Raw genomic sequence first — 17,683 nt, 5'->3', positions numbered from 1 at the left:
TTCCCTGATAGCTCAGTCGGTAGAGCGACGGACTGTTAATCCGCAGGTCGCAGGTTCGAGCCCTGCTCGGGGAGCCAACAATTTGGAAGTAAAGCCTTCGGGCGGTGCTTCATGCAGTATGTTCCCTGATAGCTCAGTCGGTAGAGCGACGGACTGTTAATCCGCAGGTCGCAGGTTCGAGCCCTGCTCGGGGAGCCACCATCAAGACAAACCCGCCTTTTGGCGGGTTTGTCTTTTTTGCTTTGTGCGCTGCCATCATGGCGGTGCCGGTTTCTCTGCCATCGGTAGCGGCCTGGCCAGTACCTGTTGCAGCAGCCGTTCGCTTTCACCGCTGTCCTGCAATTGCTGCATCGCTTGTTGCAGTTTGCGGATAGTGCCTGTAGGGGTGTCCAGGTTGGCCGCAAGATACAGCTCGCGCGGCGGGGCGATGGCCACGTCGCGTTGCAGCAGGCTGGCGGGTAAGCTGGCTTGTAGCAGCGTGGCCTTGATCCGGTATGGCGAGCCGGCCATGAATTGCACGCTACCGCCCCGTAGCATGCGCAGGCAGTCGTGGTGGCTGCCGGTCAGCACCAGCTGCAGCCGTTGCGTCTTGTCCTGTTCCCGTAGCGCCTCTTCGCTGACATCCTTGCGTACCGTACAGATACTGCAGCAGGTAATGATCTGTTGCAGGTTGCTGCTGCTCTGGTGAGCAGGCAGTCGCCATAGAAACTGTTGCGTCTGGCTGAGCTTGCCTATCCAGATAAAACGGCTTTCCCGCTCGGGTGTGCGCGCCAGGCTGAACAGCAGCGTGTTGGGGCGGTTTTCTGCCAGCGCCATGGCGCGTGCCCACGGATAAACGCTGATCGTGGCGCTGAGGCCGCCAAGCGCCAGTGCGCGCTGCACAATCAGGCCGTGGGCGCCGTCTGGCGTCTCGTCGTTGCTGAAGGTGTTGTAGGGTGGCCAAGGCTCGGTGACGGCGATCAGCTCGTTGCTGTTTTGCTGCGCGCCAGCAGCGCTGCAACAGCCCAGCAACAGCACGCCAGTCAGGCGAAGGCCACGCAGCTTGCGGCGGTAGGCAGTGCTGGAGCGAGGCGGGTGGGCAGGGTGCATGGCGGGGTGTCCGGCTGGGCTACCCATTCAGTGTGGCTGATGCGGGTCGAACTGCAAGGATGTGTTGCTTTGCCGGCGCGTCATCAAAAAAACACCCCCGGGCCTGGGCGCGGGGGTGTTGCTTGCCGGGTGGCTGTCTTACTTGGCAGCCAGCCAGTCTTTGGCGCTGGCCAGTGCGGCAGCCAGGTTTTCCGGCTGGGTGCCGCCGGCCTGGGCCATGTCCGGACGGCCACCGCCTTTGCCGCCTACCTGCTGTGCCACGTGGTTCACCAGTTCGCCAGCCTTGAAGCGGCCGGTCAGGTCCTTGGTGACGCCGGCGATCAGCGCTACCTTGCCGTCGGCCTTGCTGCCCAGCACGATCACAGCGGAGCCCAGCTTGTCTTTCAGCTTGTCCAGCGTGTCGCGCAGGGTGGCGTTGTCGGCGCCTTCCAGCTCCGCGGCCAGCAGCTTGACGCCGTTCACTTCGCTGGCTTGCTCGGCCAGGCTGTCGCCGGCGCTGGCGGCCAGTTTGGCCTTGATGGCGGCCAGTTCTTTTTCCAGCGCTTTCACATCGGCCTGCAGGCTGCCGATCTTGCCCAGTACTTCATCGCTGCTTTGTGCCTTCAGGTTGGCCGCAGCGGCTTTCAGCAGGGCGTCCTGGGCTTGTACGTAGGCCACCGCGCCTTCGCCGGTAACGGCTTCGATACGGCGCACGCCGGCAGCTACGCCGCTTTCGGTCACGATCTTGAAGAAGCCGATGTCACCGGTGCGCTGTACGTGGGTACCGCCGCACAGTTCGGCAGAGAAGTCGCCCATGGTCAGTACGCGTACTTCATCGCCGTATTTCTCGCCAAACAGCGCCATGGCGCCAGCGCGCACGGCGTCGTCGAAGCTCATCAGTTCGGCTTTGACGTCGTAGTTGGCCGCAATCACGTGGTTGACCAGGCGCTCGATCTCGGCGATCTCGTCGGCAGTCACCGGCTGGCCGTGGGCGAAGTCGAAGCGGGTGCGCTCCGGGTTCACCAGCGAGCCTTTTTGCGCCACGTGGCTGCCCAGTACCTTGCGCAGTGCAGCGTGCAGCAGGTGGGTGGCCGAGTGGTTGCGGGTGGTGGCCAGGCGTTTGTGCAGGTCGATGGTGGCCTGTACGGTGTCGCCCACTTTCAGCGCGCCACGGGCCAGACGGCCGGTGTGGCCGAAGACGGCGGCTTTCACTTTCTGGGTGTCGGCCACGTCGAACAGTGCGTCTACGCCGCCAGTGACCGAGATTTCGCCTACGTCGCCGACCTGGCCGCCGCCTTCAGCGTAGAAGGCGGTGTGGTCCAGTACCACCACGCCGTCGTCGCCGGCTGCCAGGGCGTCCACTTGCTCGGTGCCTTTGTACAGGGCCACGATGCGGGCGTCGACGCTGGTCTGGCTGTAGCCGTGGAAGGTGGTATCGCTGCCTTCGTAGCTGAGGTTGCCGGCAACCTTGAACGCCGATGCGGCGCGGGCGCGGGTGCGCTGCGCTTCCATGGCGCGCTCGAAGCCGGCCATGTCCACTTCGATATTGCGCTCGCGGCAGATGTCGGCAGTCAGGTCGACCGGGAAGCCGTAGGTGTCGTACAGCTTGAAGATGGTGTCGCCGTCCATGGCGGTTTTGCCGCCAGCCAGTGCGGCGTCAACCAGCGCCATGCCGGTATCCAGCGTTTCGGCAAACTTGATCTCTTCGGCGCGCAGTGCGTCTTCGATCTCGGCCTGCTTCTGGCGCAGTTCCGGGTAGGCGTCGCCCATCTCTGCCACCAGATCAGCGACGATCTTGTGGAAGAACAGGCCTTTCTGGCCCAGCTTGTAGCCGTGGCGGATGGCGCGGCGGGCGATGCGGCGCAGTACGTAGCCGCGGCCGTCGGCGGACGGCAGAATGCCATCGGCGATCATGAACGAGCAGGCGCGGATATGGTCGGCGATCACTTTCAGCGACGGCACGTCCTGGCTGTACGGCACGCCGGTTTCACGCGCAGCGGCGCGCACCAGGCAGGCCAGGGCGTCGGTTTCGTAGTTGGACTTCACGTTCTGCAGCACGGTGGACAGGCGCTCCAGGCCCATGCCGGTGTCGACGGACGGTTTCGGCAGCGGGTGCAGGGTGCCGGTTTCGTCGCGGTTGAACTGCATGAAAACGTTGTTCCAGATTTCCATGAAGCGGTCGCCGTCTTCGTCCGGGCTGCCCGGAGGGCCGCCGGCCACGCTCGGGCCGTGGTCGTAGAAGATCTCGGTACACGGGCCGCAGGGGCCGGTGTCGCCCATGGTCCAGAAGTTGTCGGACGCGTACGGTGCGCCCTTGTTATCGCCGATGCGGACGATTTTCTCTGCCGGCAGGCCAACGGTCTTGTGCCAGATGTCGTAGGCTTCGTCATCGCTGGCGTACACGGTGACCATCAGCTTGTCTTTCGGCAGGTTCAGCCATTGCTCGCCGGTGAGGAATTCCCAGGCGTAGGTGATGGCGTCGTGCTTGAAGTAGTCGCCAAAGCTGAAGTTGCCCAGCATTTCGAAGAAGGTGTGGTGACGCGCGGTGTAACCGACGTTTTCCAGGTCGTTGTGTTTGCCGCCGGCGCGCAGGCACTTCTGGCTGGTGGTGGCGCGGGTGTAGTCGCGCTTTTCGAAGCCCAGGAACAGGTCCTTGAACTGCACCATGCCGGCGACGGTGAACATCAGGGTGGGGTCGTTGCCCGGAATCAGGCTGCTGGAAGCCACAACCTGGTGGTTTTTGGAGGCAAAGAACTCCAGGAATTTCTGGCGGATGGCAGAAGTTTTCATAGGGATTGGGTCGTATTGAATCGGATTCTGAAAACGGCGACACGCGACGCGTGAATATCGGGTCGATTGTGGCAACTGCACACGTTGCTGGCAAGCCTTGCGGCCAACCTTTACACCCGAAACGCGGCTTTTTGGCGCGGCTGGCGGTGCCGCTTGCTATAAATCGCCGTCGTGCTCGTCGGGCCAGTCGTCGCTGCCCTTGATTACCTGGCGGATGGTGTCCATGCCGAAACCGCGGCTGGCCAGAAAGCGCATCTGTTTGGCGCGTTCGGCAGCGTCGGCGGGTGGCTGGCCGAATTTCTTCAGCCACAGCTGGCGCGCGGTGGCCAGGTCGCTGCGGCCGGACAGCGTGGCCTTGATGGTGTCGGCGTCCACGCCGCGTTCGCGCATTTCCATGGCGATGCGGCGGCTGCCGTACTTGCGGCTGCGGCTATCGGCAAACTGCTCGGCAAAGCGGCTGTCCGATTGCCAGTGCTTGCCGGCCAGTTCGTCCAGCACGGCGTCGAGGTCGTCGCCTTCCTGTGCAAACGGCGCGAGCCGCCGCTTCAGTTCCAGCCGCGTGTGCTCGCGGCGGGAAAGAAGGTCGACGGCTCGCGCCTTCAGGCTTTTGCCCGTACTCATCAGGCGTCGAAGGTGTCGTCCAGCAGGGCGTCGTCTTCGTCCGGCTGGCCTTCGGTGATCTGTACTTTCACGCCGACGGCTTCGCGTATCTTGCGTTCCACTTCCTGGGCGATGGCCGGGTTGGCCTTCAGCCACTCGCGGGTGTTGTCCTTACCCTGGCCGATCTTCTGGCCGTTGTAGGCGTACCAGGCACCGGATTTGTCGATGAAGCCGTGCTCCACGCCCAGCTCGATGATCTCGCCTTCGCGGCTGATGCCTTCGCCGTACAGGATGTCGAAATCGGCTTGCTTGAACGGCGGCGATACCTTGTTTTTCACTACTTTGACGCGGGTTTCGTTACCTACCACTTCGTCGGACTTCTTGATACCGCCGATGCGGCGGATGTCCATGCGCACCGAGGCGTAGAACTTCAGCGCGTTACCGCCGGTGGTGGTTTCCGGGCTGCCGAACATCACGCCGATCTTCATGCGGATCTGGTTGATGAAGATCACCAGCGTGTTGGTGCGCTTGATGTTGCCGGTCAGTTTACGCAGCGCCTGGCTCATCAGGCGGGCCTGCAGGCCGACGTGGCTGTCGCCCATCTCGCCTTCGATTTCGGCCTTCGGTACCAGCGCGGCAACCGAGTCCACCACGATCACGTCCACGCCGCCGGAGCGCACCAGCATGTCGCAGATTTCCAGTGCCTGTTCGCCGGTGTCCGGTTGCGAGATCAGCAGGTCTTCTACCGAGACGCCCAGTTTCTGCGCGTATTGCGGGTCGAGCGCGTTTTCGGCGTCGATGTAGGCGCAGGTGCCGCCCAGTTTTTGGGCTTCGGCTACCACTTGCAGACACAGCGTGGTTTTACCCGACGATTCCGGGCCGTAGATTTCCACCACACGGCCGCGCGGCAGGCCACCCACGCCCAGTGCCAGGTCCAGGCCCAGCGAGCCGGTGCTGATCACTTGCAGGTTTTCGGTGATCTGGTTGTCGCTCATGCGCATGATCGAGCCTTTGCCGAACTGCTTTTCAATCTGCGCCAGCGCTGCGCTCAGTGCCTTGCTCTTGTCTTCGGAACGCTCTGCCATGCTTGCTCCAATCGGAAATCGTTGAGTTCAAATTCGTGATGGGTTTGATTATGTACGTTTTCATCCGGCCTGCCAAATAAAAACGCAGCCGCCGGTGCAAGAACGCCACACCGGCCACGCAGGGTGGCTGGCCAAGCGCTGATTATCGCACGAATGGCCGGCCCGGTTGGCCGTGTCGCGGCGGGGCTTTGGCGATGCGGCAAGCTGTGACAGAATGGCTGCATGCTGAACGATCGCACCCAACATCTGCTCAAGGTTCTGGTAGAGCGCTACATCGCCGACGGCCAGCCGGTGGCGTCCAAGACGCTGGCGGCGGTGTCCGGCCTGGAGCTGTCGCCGGCGTCCATCCGCAATATGCTGGCCGACCTGGAAGGCCTGGGCCTGATCGCCTCGCCGCACACGTCGGCCGGGCGTGTGCCCACGCCGCGTGGTTACCGGCTGTTTGTCGACCGCTTGCTTACCGTGCAGCAGCTGGGGGAGCCGGCGGTGGCCGAGCTGCGCCACAACCTGCAGCCGGATAGCCCGCAGCGCGTGGTACAGGCTGCGTCGCAGCTGCTGTCGGAGCTGACGCAGTTTGCCGGCGTGGTGATGACGCCGCAGCGCGCCGACGCTGCCTTCCGCCAGGTGGAGTTCCTGCGCTTGTCCGAGCGCCGGGTGCTGCTGATTCTGGTGACGCTGGAAGGCGATGTGCAGAACCACCTGTTCAACACCGCGCGCGATTACAGCAGCAGCGAGCTGGTGGAGGCGGCCAACTTCCTCAACCAGCATTACGCCGGCCACGCCTTCGACCGCATTGCCAGCCGGGTGGGCGAGGAGCTGCAGCAACTGCGCGGCGACATCTCCGAGCTGATGCAGATGGCCATCCTGTTCGGGCAGCAAGCGCTGTCTGGCGGCGACGACCTGGTGATCAGCGGCGAGGGCAAGCTGCTGAATGTCAGCGACTTCTCTGGCGACCTGAACCGGCTGCGCGAACTGTTCGATACCTTCCAGCGTAAGACCGAGCTGCTGCAGCTGCTGGAGCAAAGCCGCCGCGCGCCGGGGGTGAACCTTTTCATCGGCGACGAGTCCGGCGTGATGACGCTGGACGACTGCAGCGTGGTGATCGCGCCGTATCGCCTGAACGGCCAGGTAGTGGGCACGTTGGGCGTGGTGGGGCCCACGCGCATGGCTTACGAGCGGGTGATTCCGATTGTGGACATCACCGCACGCCTGGTGTCCAGCGCCCTCAATTTCAATGACTAGGCCGCCTTGCGGCCAACCTTTCCTGCGGATAATCGCCATGACTTTCAAGACCGTGCTGGCCGCGGCCGGCCTGCTGCTGGCCAGCGTGGCCACCCATGCCGACGTGGCGCTACTGATGCGCCCGGACGTGCAGCGCTATATCGACGAGCAGGTCGCCAGCGGCGAGCTGACCCGTGCCGAGCTGGAAACCGTGTTTGCCAATGTGGAGCCGAAGCCGAACATCATCGCCATCATGGACAAGCCGTCCACCGCACGGCCGTGGTACCAGTTCCGCCCCAACTTCTATAGCGACAAGCTGATGCAGGAGGGCGTGACCTTCTGGCAGCAAAATGAAGCCACGCTGCAACGTGCCGCCGAGACCTACCGCGTGGCGCCCGAGATCATCGTGGCCATCATCGGCATTGAAACGCGCTACGGCCGCAACACCGGCAGCTTCCGCCTGGCCGATGCGTTGACCACGCTGGCGTTCGATTACCCGCGCCGTGCCGACTTCTTCCGTGCCGAGCTGACCGAGTTCTTCCGCCTGGCGCGCAGCGAGAACGTCAACGCGCTGAGCCTGAAGGGTAGCTACGCCGGCGCCATGGGCTTGCCGCAGTTCATGCCGTCCAGCTACCGCAAGTGGGCGGTAGATTTTGACGGCGATGGCCACAAGGACATCTGGAACAACCCGGCCGACGCCATTGGCAGCGTGGCCAACTACTTCCGCGAGCACGGCTGGCTGGGGGGCGACGACGTGGTGATTCCGGCCGAGCTGGCGCCGGGCACGGTGCCGGACGAGTTGGCCGCCGACAAGTTCAACCTGCACTACACGGTGGCCGAGCTGAAAGCGCGTGGCGTGCTGCCGCAAGCGCCGGTGCGCGACGATGCGCTGGCGGTGCTGGTGCCGCTGGAAGTGGCGCCGGGGGTCACTCGCTACTGGCTGGGCCTGAACAACTTCTACACCATCACCCGTTACAACAAGAGCACGCTGTACGCGATGGTGGCGCACGAGCTGTCGCAGGAAATGCGCGCCCGCTTTCTGCAGGCCAGAATGGCCGCCAGCCAAGGCAGCGTGAACTGAATCGGGGCGGGGCGGCCAGCGCAGAAATAGTCGCCATCGCTGGCGAATCCCTTTAGAATCGGCCGCCATGACCTATCAAGTTCTCGCCCGCAAGTGGCGCCCCAAGCGCTTTGCCGACCTGGTCGGCCAGGAGCACGTGGTGCGCGCCCTGTCCAATGCGCTGAAAGAATCCCGCCTGCACCACGCCTACCTGCTCACCGGTACCCGTGGCGTGGGCAAGACCACCATTGCCCGTATTCTGGCCAAGAGCCTGAACTGCGAAACCGGCACCACGGCCGAGCCGTGTGGCGTGTGCCAGGCCTGCACGCAGATCGACGCCGGCCGCTTTGTCGACCTGCTGGAAATCGATGCCGCGTCCAATACCGGTATCGACAATATCCGCGAAGTACTGGAAAACGCCCAGTACACGCCCACCATGGGCCGCTACAAGGTCTACATCATCGATGAAGTGCACATGCTGTCCAAAAGTGCCTTCAACGCCATGCTGAAGACGTTGGAAGAGCCGCCGGCCCACGTCAAGTTCATCCTGGCCACCACCGACCCGCAAAAAGTGCCGGTGACGGTGCTGAGCCGCTGCCTGCAGTTCAGCCTGCGCAACATGACGCCGCAGCAGGTGGCCAGCCATCTGGCGCACATGCTGGACGTAGAGGGCATTGCCTACGAAAGCCCGGCGCTGGCGCTGCTGGGCCGCGCCGCCGCTGGCTCCATGCGCGACGCGCAGTCGCTGCTGGACCAAGCCATCGCCTACGGGCTGGGTGAAGTGAAAGAAGAGGGCGTGCGCGCCATGCTGGGCGCGGTGGATAAACGCTATCTGTTTACCCTGCTGGACGCGCTGGCCGCCGCCGATGGTGCCCGCCTGATGGCCGAAGCGGAAGCGTTGGCCGCGCGTGGTATCGGTTTTGATAGCGCGCTGGCCGAGCTGGCCAACGTGCTGCACCAGATCGCGCTGGCGCAGACCGTGCCCGACGCCATTGCCGGCGACGAGCCGGAGCGCGACGCGCTGTTTACGCTGGCCGCCACGCTGGCGCCGGAAGACGTCCAGCTGTACTACCAGATCGCCTTGCACGGCCGCCGCGACCTGGCGCTGGCGCCAGACGAACACGCTGGCTTCAGCATGACGCTGCTGCGCATGCTGGCTTTCCACCCGGTAAACGGTGGCGACAGTGTGGCGCGGCCGTTGCCGTCGGCGCGCCCGTCGCAACCGGCCCCGGCTGGCCATGCGGCCAACCCGGCTGCCTCGGCGGCTGCGGCTGCCGGTGTATCGCCGGCGCGGGCGGCGCTGGCCCAGCTGGGCATGAAACCGGCCGAGCGCAGTGCGCCGGCCGCCGACAAGCCGGCACCGGCCGAGCCGGAACCCGAGCCTGCGCGGCCTGCTGCGCCGCTAGTCGTCGCCGCTGCCAAAGCGGCCCCGGCCGCGCCGCGTGAGCCGGCGCCTTGGGAAGACGCCCCGGCCCCGGCCGCCGTGACTGCGCCCGCCAAGCCGGCGGTGCTTGCTCCCGTGGCAGCACTTGCACCGGTCGCCGCACCCGTCATCGCCCCGGCGCCGGCCAGCGAGGCGGTCGATGCAGACGACGAGCGCGAGCCGGAAAACCTGGATACCGCCAGCGATGACGAGCTGCCGGCCTACGCCATGATGATGGACGAGGATTTCGGCGCATTGATGGCCGACGCGCCGTCCGAGCCCGCCGCCCCGGCCTTCGACGGCGATTGGGCCGAGCTGGTGCGCCGCCTGGGCAACAAGCTGGGCGCCGCGCGCATGCTGGCGCAGAACGCCGCGCTGAAGCAGTGGGATAACGGCCTGTTCGACCTGGCAGTGCCGGAAGCCTTCCGCAGCATGGCCACGCGCGATTACCAGGACAAACTGAAAACCGTTCTGGCCGAGCATCTCGGCCGGGACATCACCTTGAGGGTGTCGGTAGAGACCCTCGACATGGAGACCCCCGCCATGCGCGATGCCCGCGCCAAGCGCGAGCTGCAGGCGGAAGCGCGTCAGATCATGGAAAACGACCCGGTGGTCAGGCAGCTGGTGCAGGAAATGGGTGCCATGCTGCTCGCCGATACAATACAACCCGTTCAGGAGTAAGCCGCGATGTTTGGTAAAGCCGGTATCGCTGGCCTGATGAAGCAGGCCCAGCAAATGCAGGAAAACATGAAAAAAGCCCAGGAAGAACTGGCCCAGGTGGAAGTGGAAGGCCAGGCCGGTAACGGTCTGGTGAAGGTCGTGATGACCTGCTCCCACGTTACCCGCCGCGTATCGATCAGCGACGACCTGCTGGCCGACGCCAAGGAAGACAAGGACATGCTGGAAGACCTGATCGCCGCCGCGTTCAACGACGCCAGCCGCAAGGCCGACGAAACCTCCGCCGAGCGCATGCAGGGCTTTACCGCCGGCATGAACCTGCCGGCCGGCATGAAGCTGCCGTTCTGATCGTTCGCTGATCTGATCAAGGTTGGCCGCAGGCAGTTGCTTGCGGCCAACCTTTTTTACTGGAGCCTCCATGAAGAACCCGCCCTCGCTCGACCAGCTGATCGCGGCGCTGAAAGTGCTGCCCGGTGTCGGCCCCAAGTCCGCGCAACGCATGGCGTTCCATCTGCTGCAGAAAGACCGTGGCGGTGCTGACAAGCTGGCGCGTGCGCTGGACCATGCGTTGATGAATTTGCGCCACTGCGAGCGCTGCCATACCTTCAGCGAAACCCCGCTGTGTAATGTCTGCGCCGACGCCGAGCGGCGCCAGGATTTGCTGTGCGTGGTGGAAATGCCGGCCGACCTGCTGATGCTGGAGCAGACGCGCTGCTACGACGGGCTGTACTTCGTGCTGATGGGGCGCCTGTCGCCGATGGATGGCGTCGGCCCGAAAGACATCGACCTGGAACGGCTGGTGGCACGCGCTACCGATGGCCAGGTGGAGGAGGTGATCATTGCCACCAACTTCACCGCCGAAGGCGAGGTGACGGCGCATCTGATCAGCGAGATGCTGAAGGCGCAGGGCTTGCGCGTCAGCCGCATTGCACGGGGCATGCCGGTGGGCGGCGAGCTGGAAAACGTGGACCCGGGCACGCTGGCCCAAGCCATGTACGAGCGCCGCAACGTCGGCTAGGCGCGCCAGTATCCCGGGTGCTATCCGGCAACAAAAAAGCCAGCCCTGCGGGGCTGGCTTTTGCCTGCGGGGCTGGTGATCAGCGCAGCAGCGTGTGCAGCGTTTTTTCGTAGACGCAGGCCAGCGGCTCGATGTCGTCCACGCACACGCATTCGTTCAGCTTGTGGATGCTGGCGTTGATCGGGCCGAATTCCACCAGCTCGCGCGCGATGCGCTTGATGAAGCGGCCGTCCGAGGTGCCACCGGTGGTGTTCAGCTCCGGCGTCACGCCGCAGGTGTCCACGATGGCCTGGCTGATGGCGTCGGTCAGCGCGCCCGGTGCGGTGATGAACGGGTTGCCCGACAGCGCCCAGTGCAGCTCGTAGGCCAACTGGTGCTGGTCCAGAATGGCGTGCACGCGGTCTTTCAGCGTCTCTGCGGTGTGTTCGGTGCTGAAGCGGAAGTTGAACTTGATCTCGCAGCTACCCGGAATCACGTTGGTGGCGCCGGTGCCGGCGTGGATGTTCGACACCTGCCAGCTGGTGGGCGGGAAGTAGTCGTTGCCGTGGTCCCATACTTCGGCGGCCAACTCGGCCAGCGCCGGGGCCGCCAGATGGATGGGGTTTTTCGCCAGGTGCGGGTAGGCGATATGGCCCTGGATGCCGTGCACGATCAGGTGGCCGGACAGCGAGCCGCGGCGGCCGTTCTTGATGGTGTCGCCAAATACCTGCGACGAGGTGGGTTCGCCGACGATGCAGTAATCCAGCTGTTGGCCGCGCGCTTCCAGCGCATCGACCACCCGCACCGTACCGTCTGCTGCCACGCCTTCTTCGTCCGAGGTGATCAGGAAGGCCAGGGTGCCGGCGTGGTCGGGGTTGGCCGCAATGAAGCGTTCGCTGGCGGTGATGAAGGCAGCCAGCGAGGCTTTCATGTCGGCGGCGCCGCGGCCGAACAGGTGGCCGTTACGGATGGTGGGTTCGAACGGGTGGCTGTCCCATTTGTCCAGGGGGCCGGTGGGCACCACGTCGGTGTGGCCGGCAAAGCACAGTACCGGGGCGCCGTGGCCGCGGTGTGCCCAGAAGTTGCTGACGTCGCCGAACGGCATGCGCTCGATGGTGAAGCCCAGGTCTTCCAGGCGGGCGATCATCATCTCCTGGCAGCCTTCGTCGCGCGGGGTGATGGAGTCCTGGCGAATCAGCGCCTGGGTGAGGTCGAGTGTGCTGCTCATCGGCCGAACTCCGCTGCGTAATCCACGTCCTTGAAGCCGACGCGCAGCTTGCCGCCGTTGTCCAGCACCGGGCGCTTGATCAGCGATGGTTTGGCTTGCAGCAGGGCAATGGCGGTGTCGGGGTTGGCCGCTTGCGCTTTCTCGGCGTCGTCCAGTGCGCGCCAGGTGGTGCCGGCGCGGTTGACCAGCTTGTCCAGGCCGATGGCGGCGATCCAGGTGCGCAAGGTGGCGTCGTCTATGCCCTGTTTCTTGAAGTCGTGGAAAGTGAAGTCCAGTTGCTGGCTACTCAGCCAGGTGCGGGCCTTCTTGACGGTGTCGCAGTTGGGAATGCCGTAGAGGGTGATCATGGTCTAGTGGTTCAGTGTAAAGCCGGTGAAGGTGGTGGTGTCCTGTTTGTCCTGGCCGCTGGCGCTGTCGTGATTGATCAGCCAGAACAGGTTGGTGGGCGAGTCGGCATTCTGCAGCGCCTCGTCCAGCGAAATCAGCCCGTCCTTGTACAAGCGGAACAGCGACTGCTCGAAAGTCTGCGAGCCTTCGCTCATGCTGCTTTCGATGGCTTCCTTGATCTTGTCGATGTCGCCGTTGCGGATCAGTTCCGATACGTGGGCGGTGTTGAACATGATCTCCATCGCCGGGCGGCGCTTGCCGTCCACGGTTTGCACCAGCCGCTGCGATACCACGGCTTTCAGTGTGGCGGCCAGGTCCATCAGCAGCGCGTTGCGGTTTTCCAGCGGGAAGAAGCTGATGATGCGGTTCAGCGTGTGGTAGCTGTTATTGCCGTGCAGCGTGGAAATGCACAGGTGGCCCGATTGGGCGTAGTTGATGGCGTAGGTCAGCGTTTCGGCGTCGCGGATCTCGCCGATCATCAGCACGTCCGGCGCCTCGCGCATGGCGTTCTTCAGCGCATTCTGGTAGCTGTGGGTGTCCACGCCGATCTCGCGCTGGTTGATGATGGCGCGCTTGTGCTCGAAGATGAATTCGATCGGGTCTTCTACTGTCAGGATGTGGCCGGGCTGGGTCTGGTTGCGGTGCTCCAGCATGGCGGCGACGGTGGAGCTTTTGCCGGAGCCGGTGGAGCCAACGATAAAGATCAGGCCGCGGCGCTGGCGGATCAGGTCTTGCAGCGAGTCGGGCAGGTTCAGCGATGCCAGACTGGGGATGTTGGGGGTGATGTAGCGGATCACCATCGCCACCTGGCCGCGCTGGCGGAAGATGTTGACGCGGTAGTTGCCCAGCCCGTCTACCTGGCGGCCGAAGTTCATTTCCATCTCGGCTTCGAAGGTGGCGATTTCGTCCTCGCTCATCAGGCTGTAGGCCAGGCGTTTGACGTTGTCCGGCGTCAGCGGCTTGTCGTTGACCTGCAGGGTCTGGCCGTCGATCTTGATCTGGGGAGGGGTGCCGCAGGAAAAAAACAGGTCGCTGGCCTTCTTGTCGGCCATCAGCTTGAAAAACGGCAGCATCAGCATGGTAAGCGGTGCGCGGGGCAGGTGACGTTCATGCGCTTAGTCTAACGCGAAACGCGGCGCGATGGCATTTATCGTCATGCCGGCTGCGTTGGCCGCAGGCAAGAAAAAACCCGCCTTCTGGGCGGGTTGTGTGCATGCGGGGGTGTGGTTCAGCTCGGTTTGACCTCGGCGTCGCGCAGGGCGCGGCGCAGGATCTTGCCCACGTTGGTCTTCGGCAGTTCCTGGCGGAATTCCACCGATTTGGGCACCTTGTAGCCGGTGAGATTGGTGCGGCAGTGGCTCAGTACGTCGGCTTCTGTCAGGGCCGGGTCTTTTTTCACTACGAACACCTTCACTACTTCACCCGATTTGTCGTCCGGAATGCCGATGCAGGCCACTTCCAGCACGCCTGGGTGCAGCGCAACCACGTCTTCGATCTCGTTCGGGTACACGTTGAAGCCGGACACCAGAATCATGTCCTTCTTGCGGTCGACCAGCTTGACGTAGCCTTCCGGTGTCACCATCGCCATGTCGCCAGTGGCCAGGAAGCCCTGGCTGTCGATGACCTTGGCGGTTTCGTCCGGGCGCTGCCAGTAGCCTTTCATCACTTGCGGGCCGCGGATGCACAGCTCGCCAGCTTCGCCTACGCCGACTTCACGGCCTTCATTGTCGCGGATCTGGATCTCGGTGGACGGAATCGGCACACCGATAGTGCCGTTGTAGGCTTTCAGGTCCAGCGGGTTGATGCAGGCAGCCGGGCTGGTTTCGGTCAGGCCGTAAGCTTCGATCAGCGGCGTGCCGGTGATGTCCTTCCACTTGTCGGCCACCGCCTTCTGTACCGCCATGCCACCGCCCAGCGCCAGGCGCCAGGTGGAGAAGTCTACGGTTTTGAAGTCGGGGTTGTTCAGCAGGGCGTTGAACAAGGTGTTGACGCCGGTGATGGCGGTAACCTTGTATTTTTTCAGCTCTTTTACAAAACCCGGGATGTCACGCGGGTTGGTGATCAGGATGCTCATCGCGCCCAGCTCGGTGAACACCATCAGGTTCGCGGTGAGCGAAAAGATATGGTACAGCGGCAGCGCAGTAACGATGATTTCCTGGCCTTCGCGTACTGCATGTTTTACCCACTCGCCGGCTTGCAGCATGTTGGCGATGATGTTGGCGTTGGTGAGCATGGCGCCTTTGGAGACGCCGGTGGTGCCGCCGGTGTATTGCAGGAAGGCGATGTCATCGTGACCGATATCGACCTTGCGCATCGGCTGGCGGGCGCCTTGCGACAGCGCGTCGTTGAAGCAGGTATGGCGGGCAATCTGCCATGGCGGCACCATTTTCTTGACCTTGCGCACCACGAAGTTGACGATCAGACGCTTGGGGAAACCCAGCATGTCGCCGATGCTGGCGATCACCACGTTTTTCACCGGCGTGCGCGGCAGTACCTGTTCCAGTACGTTGGCGAAGTTTTCCAGGATGACGATGGTTTCGGCACCGGAATCCTTCAACTGGTGTTCCAGCTCGCGCGGGGTGTACAGCGGGTTGACGTTGACCACGGTGCAGCCGGCGCGCAGGGTGCCGAACACCGCCACCGGGTACTGCAGCAGGTTGGGCATCATGATGGCGACGCGGCTGCCTTTGCCCAGGCCCAGTGTGTTCTGCAGATAAGAAGCAAAGTTGGCCGATAACTGGTCCAGCTCACCGTAGCTGAGGATCTTGTCCATGCAGGCCAGGGCCGGGCGGTCACGGAACTTGGCAGCACTGCGCTCGAATACTTCGGACACCGACTTGAATTCGTTGATGTCGATCTCGGCAGCAACCCCGTCCTGGTAATTCTTCAGCCAGATTTTTTCCATGGCGTTAGTCTTCTCCATCGTGTTGGTTCGTGGCCCCCCGGTTGTTTTTGGTGGGGTAGCGCTAGGGATCTGCTTGGGTGCAGATTCAATATAGATTGTTTTGGCAAACGTTCGTTTCGCAACGCGCGACAACTGTACCGTATGTCTGACCCGGTGCAAAGCATGTGCTTGGTTTGCGCCGCCAAGGCTCGGTTTTCTTTTGTCGAAGAGTGGTTTATAATCGCGGCATTTTAGGGATGGGCGGTTCTTCGCCCATTTTTCTTTTCTGGAATTGGATGCCCATGGATGTACGTTTGCTGCTCGAGAACACGCTGCCCGGTTTGGGGTATGAACTTGTAGATTTTGAAATGACCCCCGGGGGTGGTTTCCGCGTGTTCATGGATAAACCGGGTGGCATTACCGTGGAAGACTGCGTAACGGTGAGCAATCACCTGACGCGTCTGTTCATGGTGGAAAACATCGATTACGAGCGTCTGGAAGTGTCTTCGCCAGGTCTGGATCGTCCGCTCAAGAAAGAAGCGGACTACGTGCGTTTCACCGGCAGCCTTGCCAAGATCCGCACCCGCCTGCCGGTGGAGCAGCAAAAGCGCTTCATGGGCCGCATTCAGGGCATCGCCGATGGTGTGGTGAGCCTGGCGCTGGAAGATGGTCGTAGCGTGGCCATTCCCCTGACGAATATCGACAAGGCCCGCCTGGAGCCGGAGTTTTAATTCGCAGGACGTTGGCCGCGTACAAGAATACGGAATTTGGAGGATTGCATGAGTCGCGAGATTTTGCTGTTGGTTGACGCTCTGGCGAGCGAGAAGAACGTCAACCGCGAGGTGGTTTTCTCGGCGCTGGAAATGGCGCTGGCGTCTGCTACCAAGAAGAAGTTCAACGAAGACGAGCTGGATGTTCGCGTAGAAATCGACCGTCACAATGGCCAGTACCAGACCTTCCGCCGCTGGACCGTGGTGGACGCCGAAGCACTGGAATACGAAGACCGCGAGCTGAGCCTGGAAGAGGCTCGCGAGCGTGACCCGCGCGCCGAGCTGGGTAGCGTGATCGAAGAGCCGATGGAAGCAGTAGAGTTCGGCCGTATCGGTGCTCAGGCTGCCAAACAAGTGATTCTGCAGAAGATCCGTGATGCCGAGCGCGAGCAGGTGCTGAACGAGTTCCTGCAGCGCCGCGAGAGCCTGATCACCGGCACCATCAAGCGCATCGAACGTGGCAACGCCATCGTCGAGTGCGGCAAGTTGGAAGCAGTACTGCCGCGCGACCAGATGATTCCGAAGGAAAACCTGCGCGTGGGTGACCGCGTGAAGGCCTGCCTGCTGCGCATCGACCGTCTGGGTCGTGGCCCGCAACTGGTGCTGTCGCGTACCTCCCGCGAGTTCCTGGTGAAGCTGTTCGAGCTGGAAGTGCCGGAAATCGAAGAAGGCATGCTGGAAATCAAGGAAGCCGCCCGTGACCCGGGTATGCGCGCCAAGATGGCGGTCAAGTCCAACGACCCGCGTCTGGACCCGCAAGGCACCTGCATCGGCATGCGCGGCTCCCGCGTGCAAGCCGTGACCCAGGAACTGGCCGGCGAGCGCATCGACATCGTGCTGTGGGCGGCCGAGCCTGCCCAGTTCGTGATCAACGCGCTGTCGCCTGCCGAAGTGAACCGCATCATGGTGGACGAAGACAGTCACACCATGGACGTAGTGGTCGAGGAAGAGCAGCTGGCGCTGGCCATTGGCCGTGGTGGCCAGAACGTGAAGTTGGCCGCCGAGCTGACCGGCTGGAACCTGAACATCCTGACCGTGACCGAAGCGGAAGAAAAACACCTGGAAGAGGATGCCAAGCTGCGCGAGCACTTCATCCAGCATCTGGGTGTGGACGAAGAAATGGCTGCCCTGCTGGTGCAGGAAGGCTTTGCAACGCTGGAAGAAGTGGCCTACGTGCCGATCGCCGAAATGCTGGAGATCGATGGCTTCGACGAGACCTTGGTGAACGAGCTGCGTAGCCGCGCCCGTGACGCCATCCTCACCCTGGCGATTGCATCGGAAGAAAAAGTGGAAGAAGTGGCCGACGAGCTCAAGGATCTGGCAGGACTGGATGCCGAGCTGGTACGCAAACTGGCCGAAAACGGCGTGACCACCCGTGACGACCTGGCCGATCTCGCCGTTGACGATCTGGTCGACATGACAGGCATGGAAGCCGACGCGGCTCGCGCTCTCATCATGAAAGCCCGCGAACACTGGTTTAACTAAACCAGCC

Annotated in this window: 15 protein-coding genes and 2 tRNA genes; 9 read left to right on the top strand and 8 right to left on the bottom strand. The window is 63.1% G+C overall.

The window, feature by feature from the left end:
- Window position 1: 1 nt before the first annotated feature.
- Together FLQ03_RS02250 and FLQ03_RS02245 are read left to right on the top strand one after the other, a co-directional pair.
- Window positions 2-77: transfer RNA gene (locus FLQ03_RS02250), tRNA-Asn, on the top strand.
- A 45-nt stretch (window positions 78-122) separates the two neighbouring features.
- Window positions 123-198: transfer RNA gene (locus tag FLQ03_RS02245), tRNA-Asn, on the top strand.
- Window positions 199-255: 57 nt separating this feature from the next.
- Here the strand turns inward: FLQ03_RS02245 and FLQ03_RS02240 are convergent.
- The 4 genes from FLQ03_RS02240 to recA all read right to left on the bottom strand — a co-directional run bounded on the left by FLQ03_RS02240 (window position 256) and on the right by recA (window position 5,543).
- Entirely contained in the window at window positions 256-1,089 is an 834-nt protein-coding gene (locus tag FLQ03_RS02240) for a type 2 periplasmic-binding domain-containing protein (RefSeq protein WP_170252282.1), read from the bottom strand.
- A gap of 138 nt (window positions 1,090-1,227) precedes the next feature.
- Entirely contained in the window at window positions 1,228-3,858 is a 2,631-nt protein-coding gene (alaS, locus tag FLQ03_RS02235) for an alanine--tRNA ligase (RefSeq protein WP_144373105.1), read from the bottom strand.
- A gap of 156 nt (window positions 3,859-4,014) precedes the next feature.
- On the bottom strand, window positions 4,015-4,479 hold the full coding sequence (recX, locus tag FLQ03_RS02230; protein ID WP_144373104.1) for a recombination regulator RecX: 465 nt from the start codon (window positions 4,477-4,479) through the stop codon (window positions 4,015-4,017).
- Window positions 4,479-5,543: a recombinase RecA gene (recA, locus tag FLQ03_RS02225; protein WP_144373103.1), complete on the bottom strand. Its 1,065-nt coding sequence runs from the start codon at window positions 5,541-5,543 to the stop codon at window positions 4,479-4,481. Before recA ends, recX begins: the two co-directional genes overlap by 1 nt.
- A gap of 222 nt (window positions 5,544-5,765) precedes the next feature.
- On the opposite strand from recA, the gene hrcA reads away from it, so the two are divergent.
- The 5 genes from hrcA to recR all read left to right on the top strand — a co-directional run bounded on the left by hrcA (window position 5,766) and on the right by recR (window position 10,943).
- A complete protein-coding gene (gene hrcA, locus FLQ03_RS02220) occupies window positions 5,766-6,785 on the top strand; it encodes a heat-inducible transcriptional repressor HrcA (RefSeq protein ID WP_144373102.1) in 1,020 nt (339 codons plus the stop codon).
- Between the two features lie 37 nt (window positions 6,786-6,822).
- Window positions 6,823-7,845, top strand: coding sequence for a lytic murein transglycosylase B (gene mltB, locus FLQ03_RS02215; RefSeq protein WP_144373101.1), 1,023 nt, complete (start codon window positions 6,823-6,825; stop codon window positions 7,843-7,845).
- 67 nt (window positions 7,846-7,912) lie between these two features.
- Complete coding sequence (gene dnaX / locus FLQ03_RS02210; protein ID WP_144373100.1) at window positions 7,913-9,928, top strand: DNA polymerase III subunit gamma/tau; 2,016 nt, start codon at window positions 7,913-7,915, stop codon at window positions 9,926-9,928.
- A gap of 6 nt (window positions 9,929-9,934) precedes the next feature.
- Complete coding sequence (locus FLQ03_RS02205) at window positions 9,935-10,273, top strand: YbaB/EbfC family nucleoid-associated protein (RefSeq protein WP_144373099.1); 339 nt, start codon at window positions 9,935-9,937, stop codon at window positions 10,271-10,273.
- Between the two features lie 70 nt (window positions 10,274-10,343).
- Complete coding sequence (gene recR / locus FLQ03_RS02200; protein WP_144373098.1) at window positions 10,344-10,943, top strand: recombination mediator RecR; 600 nt, start codon at window positions 10,344-10,346, stop codon at window positions 10,941-10,943.
- A gap of 79 nt (window positions 10,944-11,022) precedes the next feature.
- Here recR and dapE read toward each other — a convergent pair whose 3' ends face one another.
- From dapE to FLQ03_RS02180, 4 genes are all read right to left on the bottom strand, one after another.
- Window positions 11,023-12,150 (bottom strand): succinyl-diaminopimelate desuccinylase, encoded by a 1,128-nt coding sequence (gene dapE / locus FLQ03_RS02195; protein WP_144373097.1) that lies wholly within the window; start codon window positions 12,148-12,150, stop codon window positions 11,023-11,025.
- Window positions 12,147-12,497, bottom strand: coding sequence for an ArsC family reductase (locus tag FLQ03_RS02190; RefSeq protein ID WP_144373096.1), 351 nt, complete (start codon window positions 12,495-12,497; stop codon window positions 12,147-12,149). The genes dapE and FLQ03_RS02190 overlap by 4 nt, the downstream gene beginning before the upstream one ends.
- A gap of 3 nt (window positions 12,498-12,500) precedes the next feature.
- Window positions 12,501-13,616: a PilT/PilU family type 4a pilus ATPase gene (locus tag FLQ03_RS02185; protein WP_144373095.1), complete on the bottom strand. Its 1,116-nt coding sequence runs from the start codon at window positions 13,614-13,616 to the stop codon at window positions 12,501-12,503.
- Window positions 13,617-13,765: 149 nt separating this feature from the next.
- Complete coding sequence (locus tag FLQ03_RS02180) at window positions 13,766-15,442, bottom strand: long-chain-fatty-acid--CoA ligase (RefSeq protein WP_144373110.1); 1,677 nt, start codon at window positions 15,440-15,442, stop codon at window positions 13,766-13,768.
- 281 nt (window positions 15,443-15,723) lie between these two features.
- Between FLQ03_RS02180 and rimP the strand changes: the two genes are divergently transcribed.
- Window positions 15,724-16,152, top strand: a complete 429-nt coding sequence (gene rimP, locus FLQ03_RS02175; protein ID WP_144373094.1) for a ribosome maturation factor RimP — start codon at window positions 15,724-15,726, stop codon at window positions 16,150-16,152.
- Window positions 16,153-16,200: 48 nt separating this feature from the next.
- Entirely contained in the window at window positions 16,201-17,676 is a 1,476-nt protein-coding gene (gene nusA, locus FLQ03_RS02170; protein ID WP_144373093.1) for a transcription termination factor NusA, read from the top strand.
- The last annotated feature ends 7 nt before the right edge of the window (window positions 17,677-17,683 follow it).

Origin of the sequence: Vogesella urethralis, assembly GCF_007644045.2 — a bacterium.
GTDB classification, from domain to species: domain Bacteria; phylum Pseudomonadota; class Gammaproteobacteria; order Burkholderiales; family Chromobacteriaceae; genus Vogesella; species Vogesella urethralis.
The sequence above is the reverse complement of the archived record's forward strand: the minus strand, read 5'-3'. Positions and strand labels throughout refer to the sequence as shown.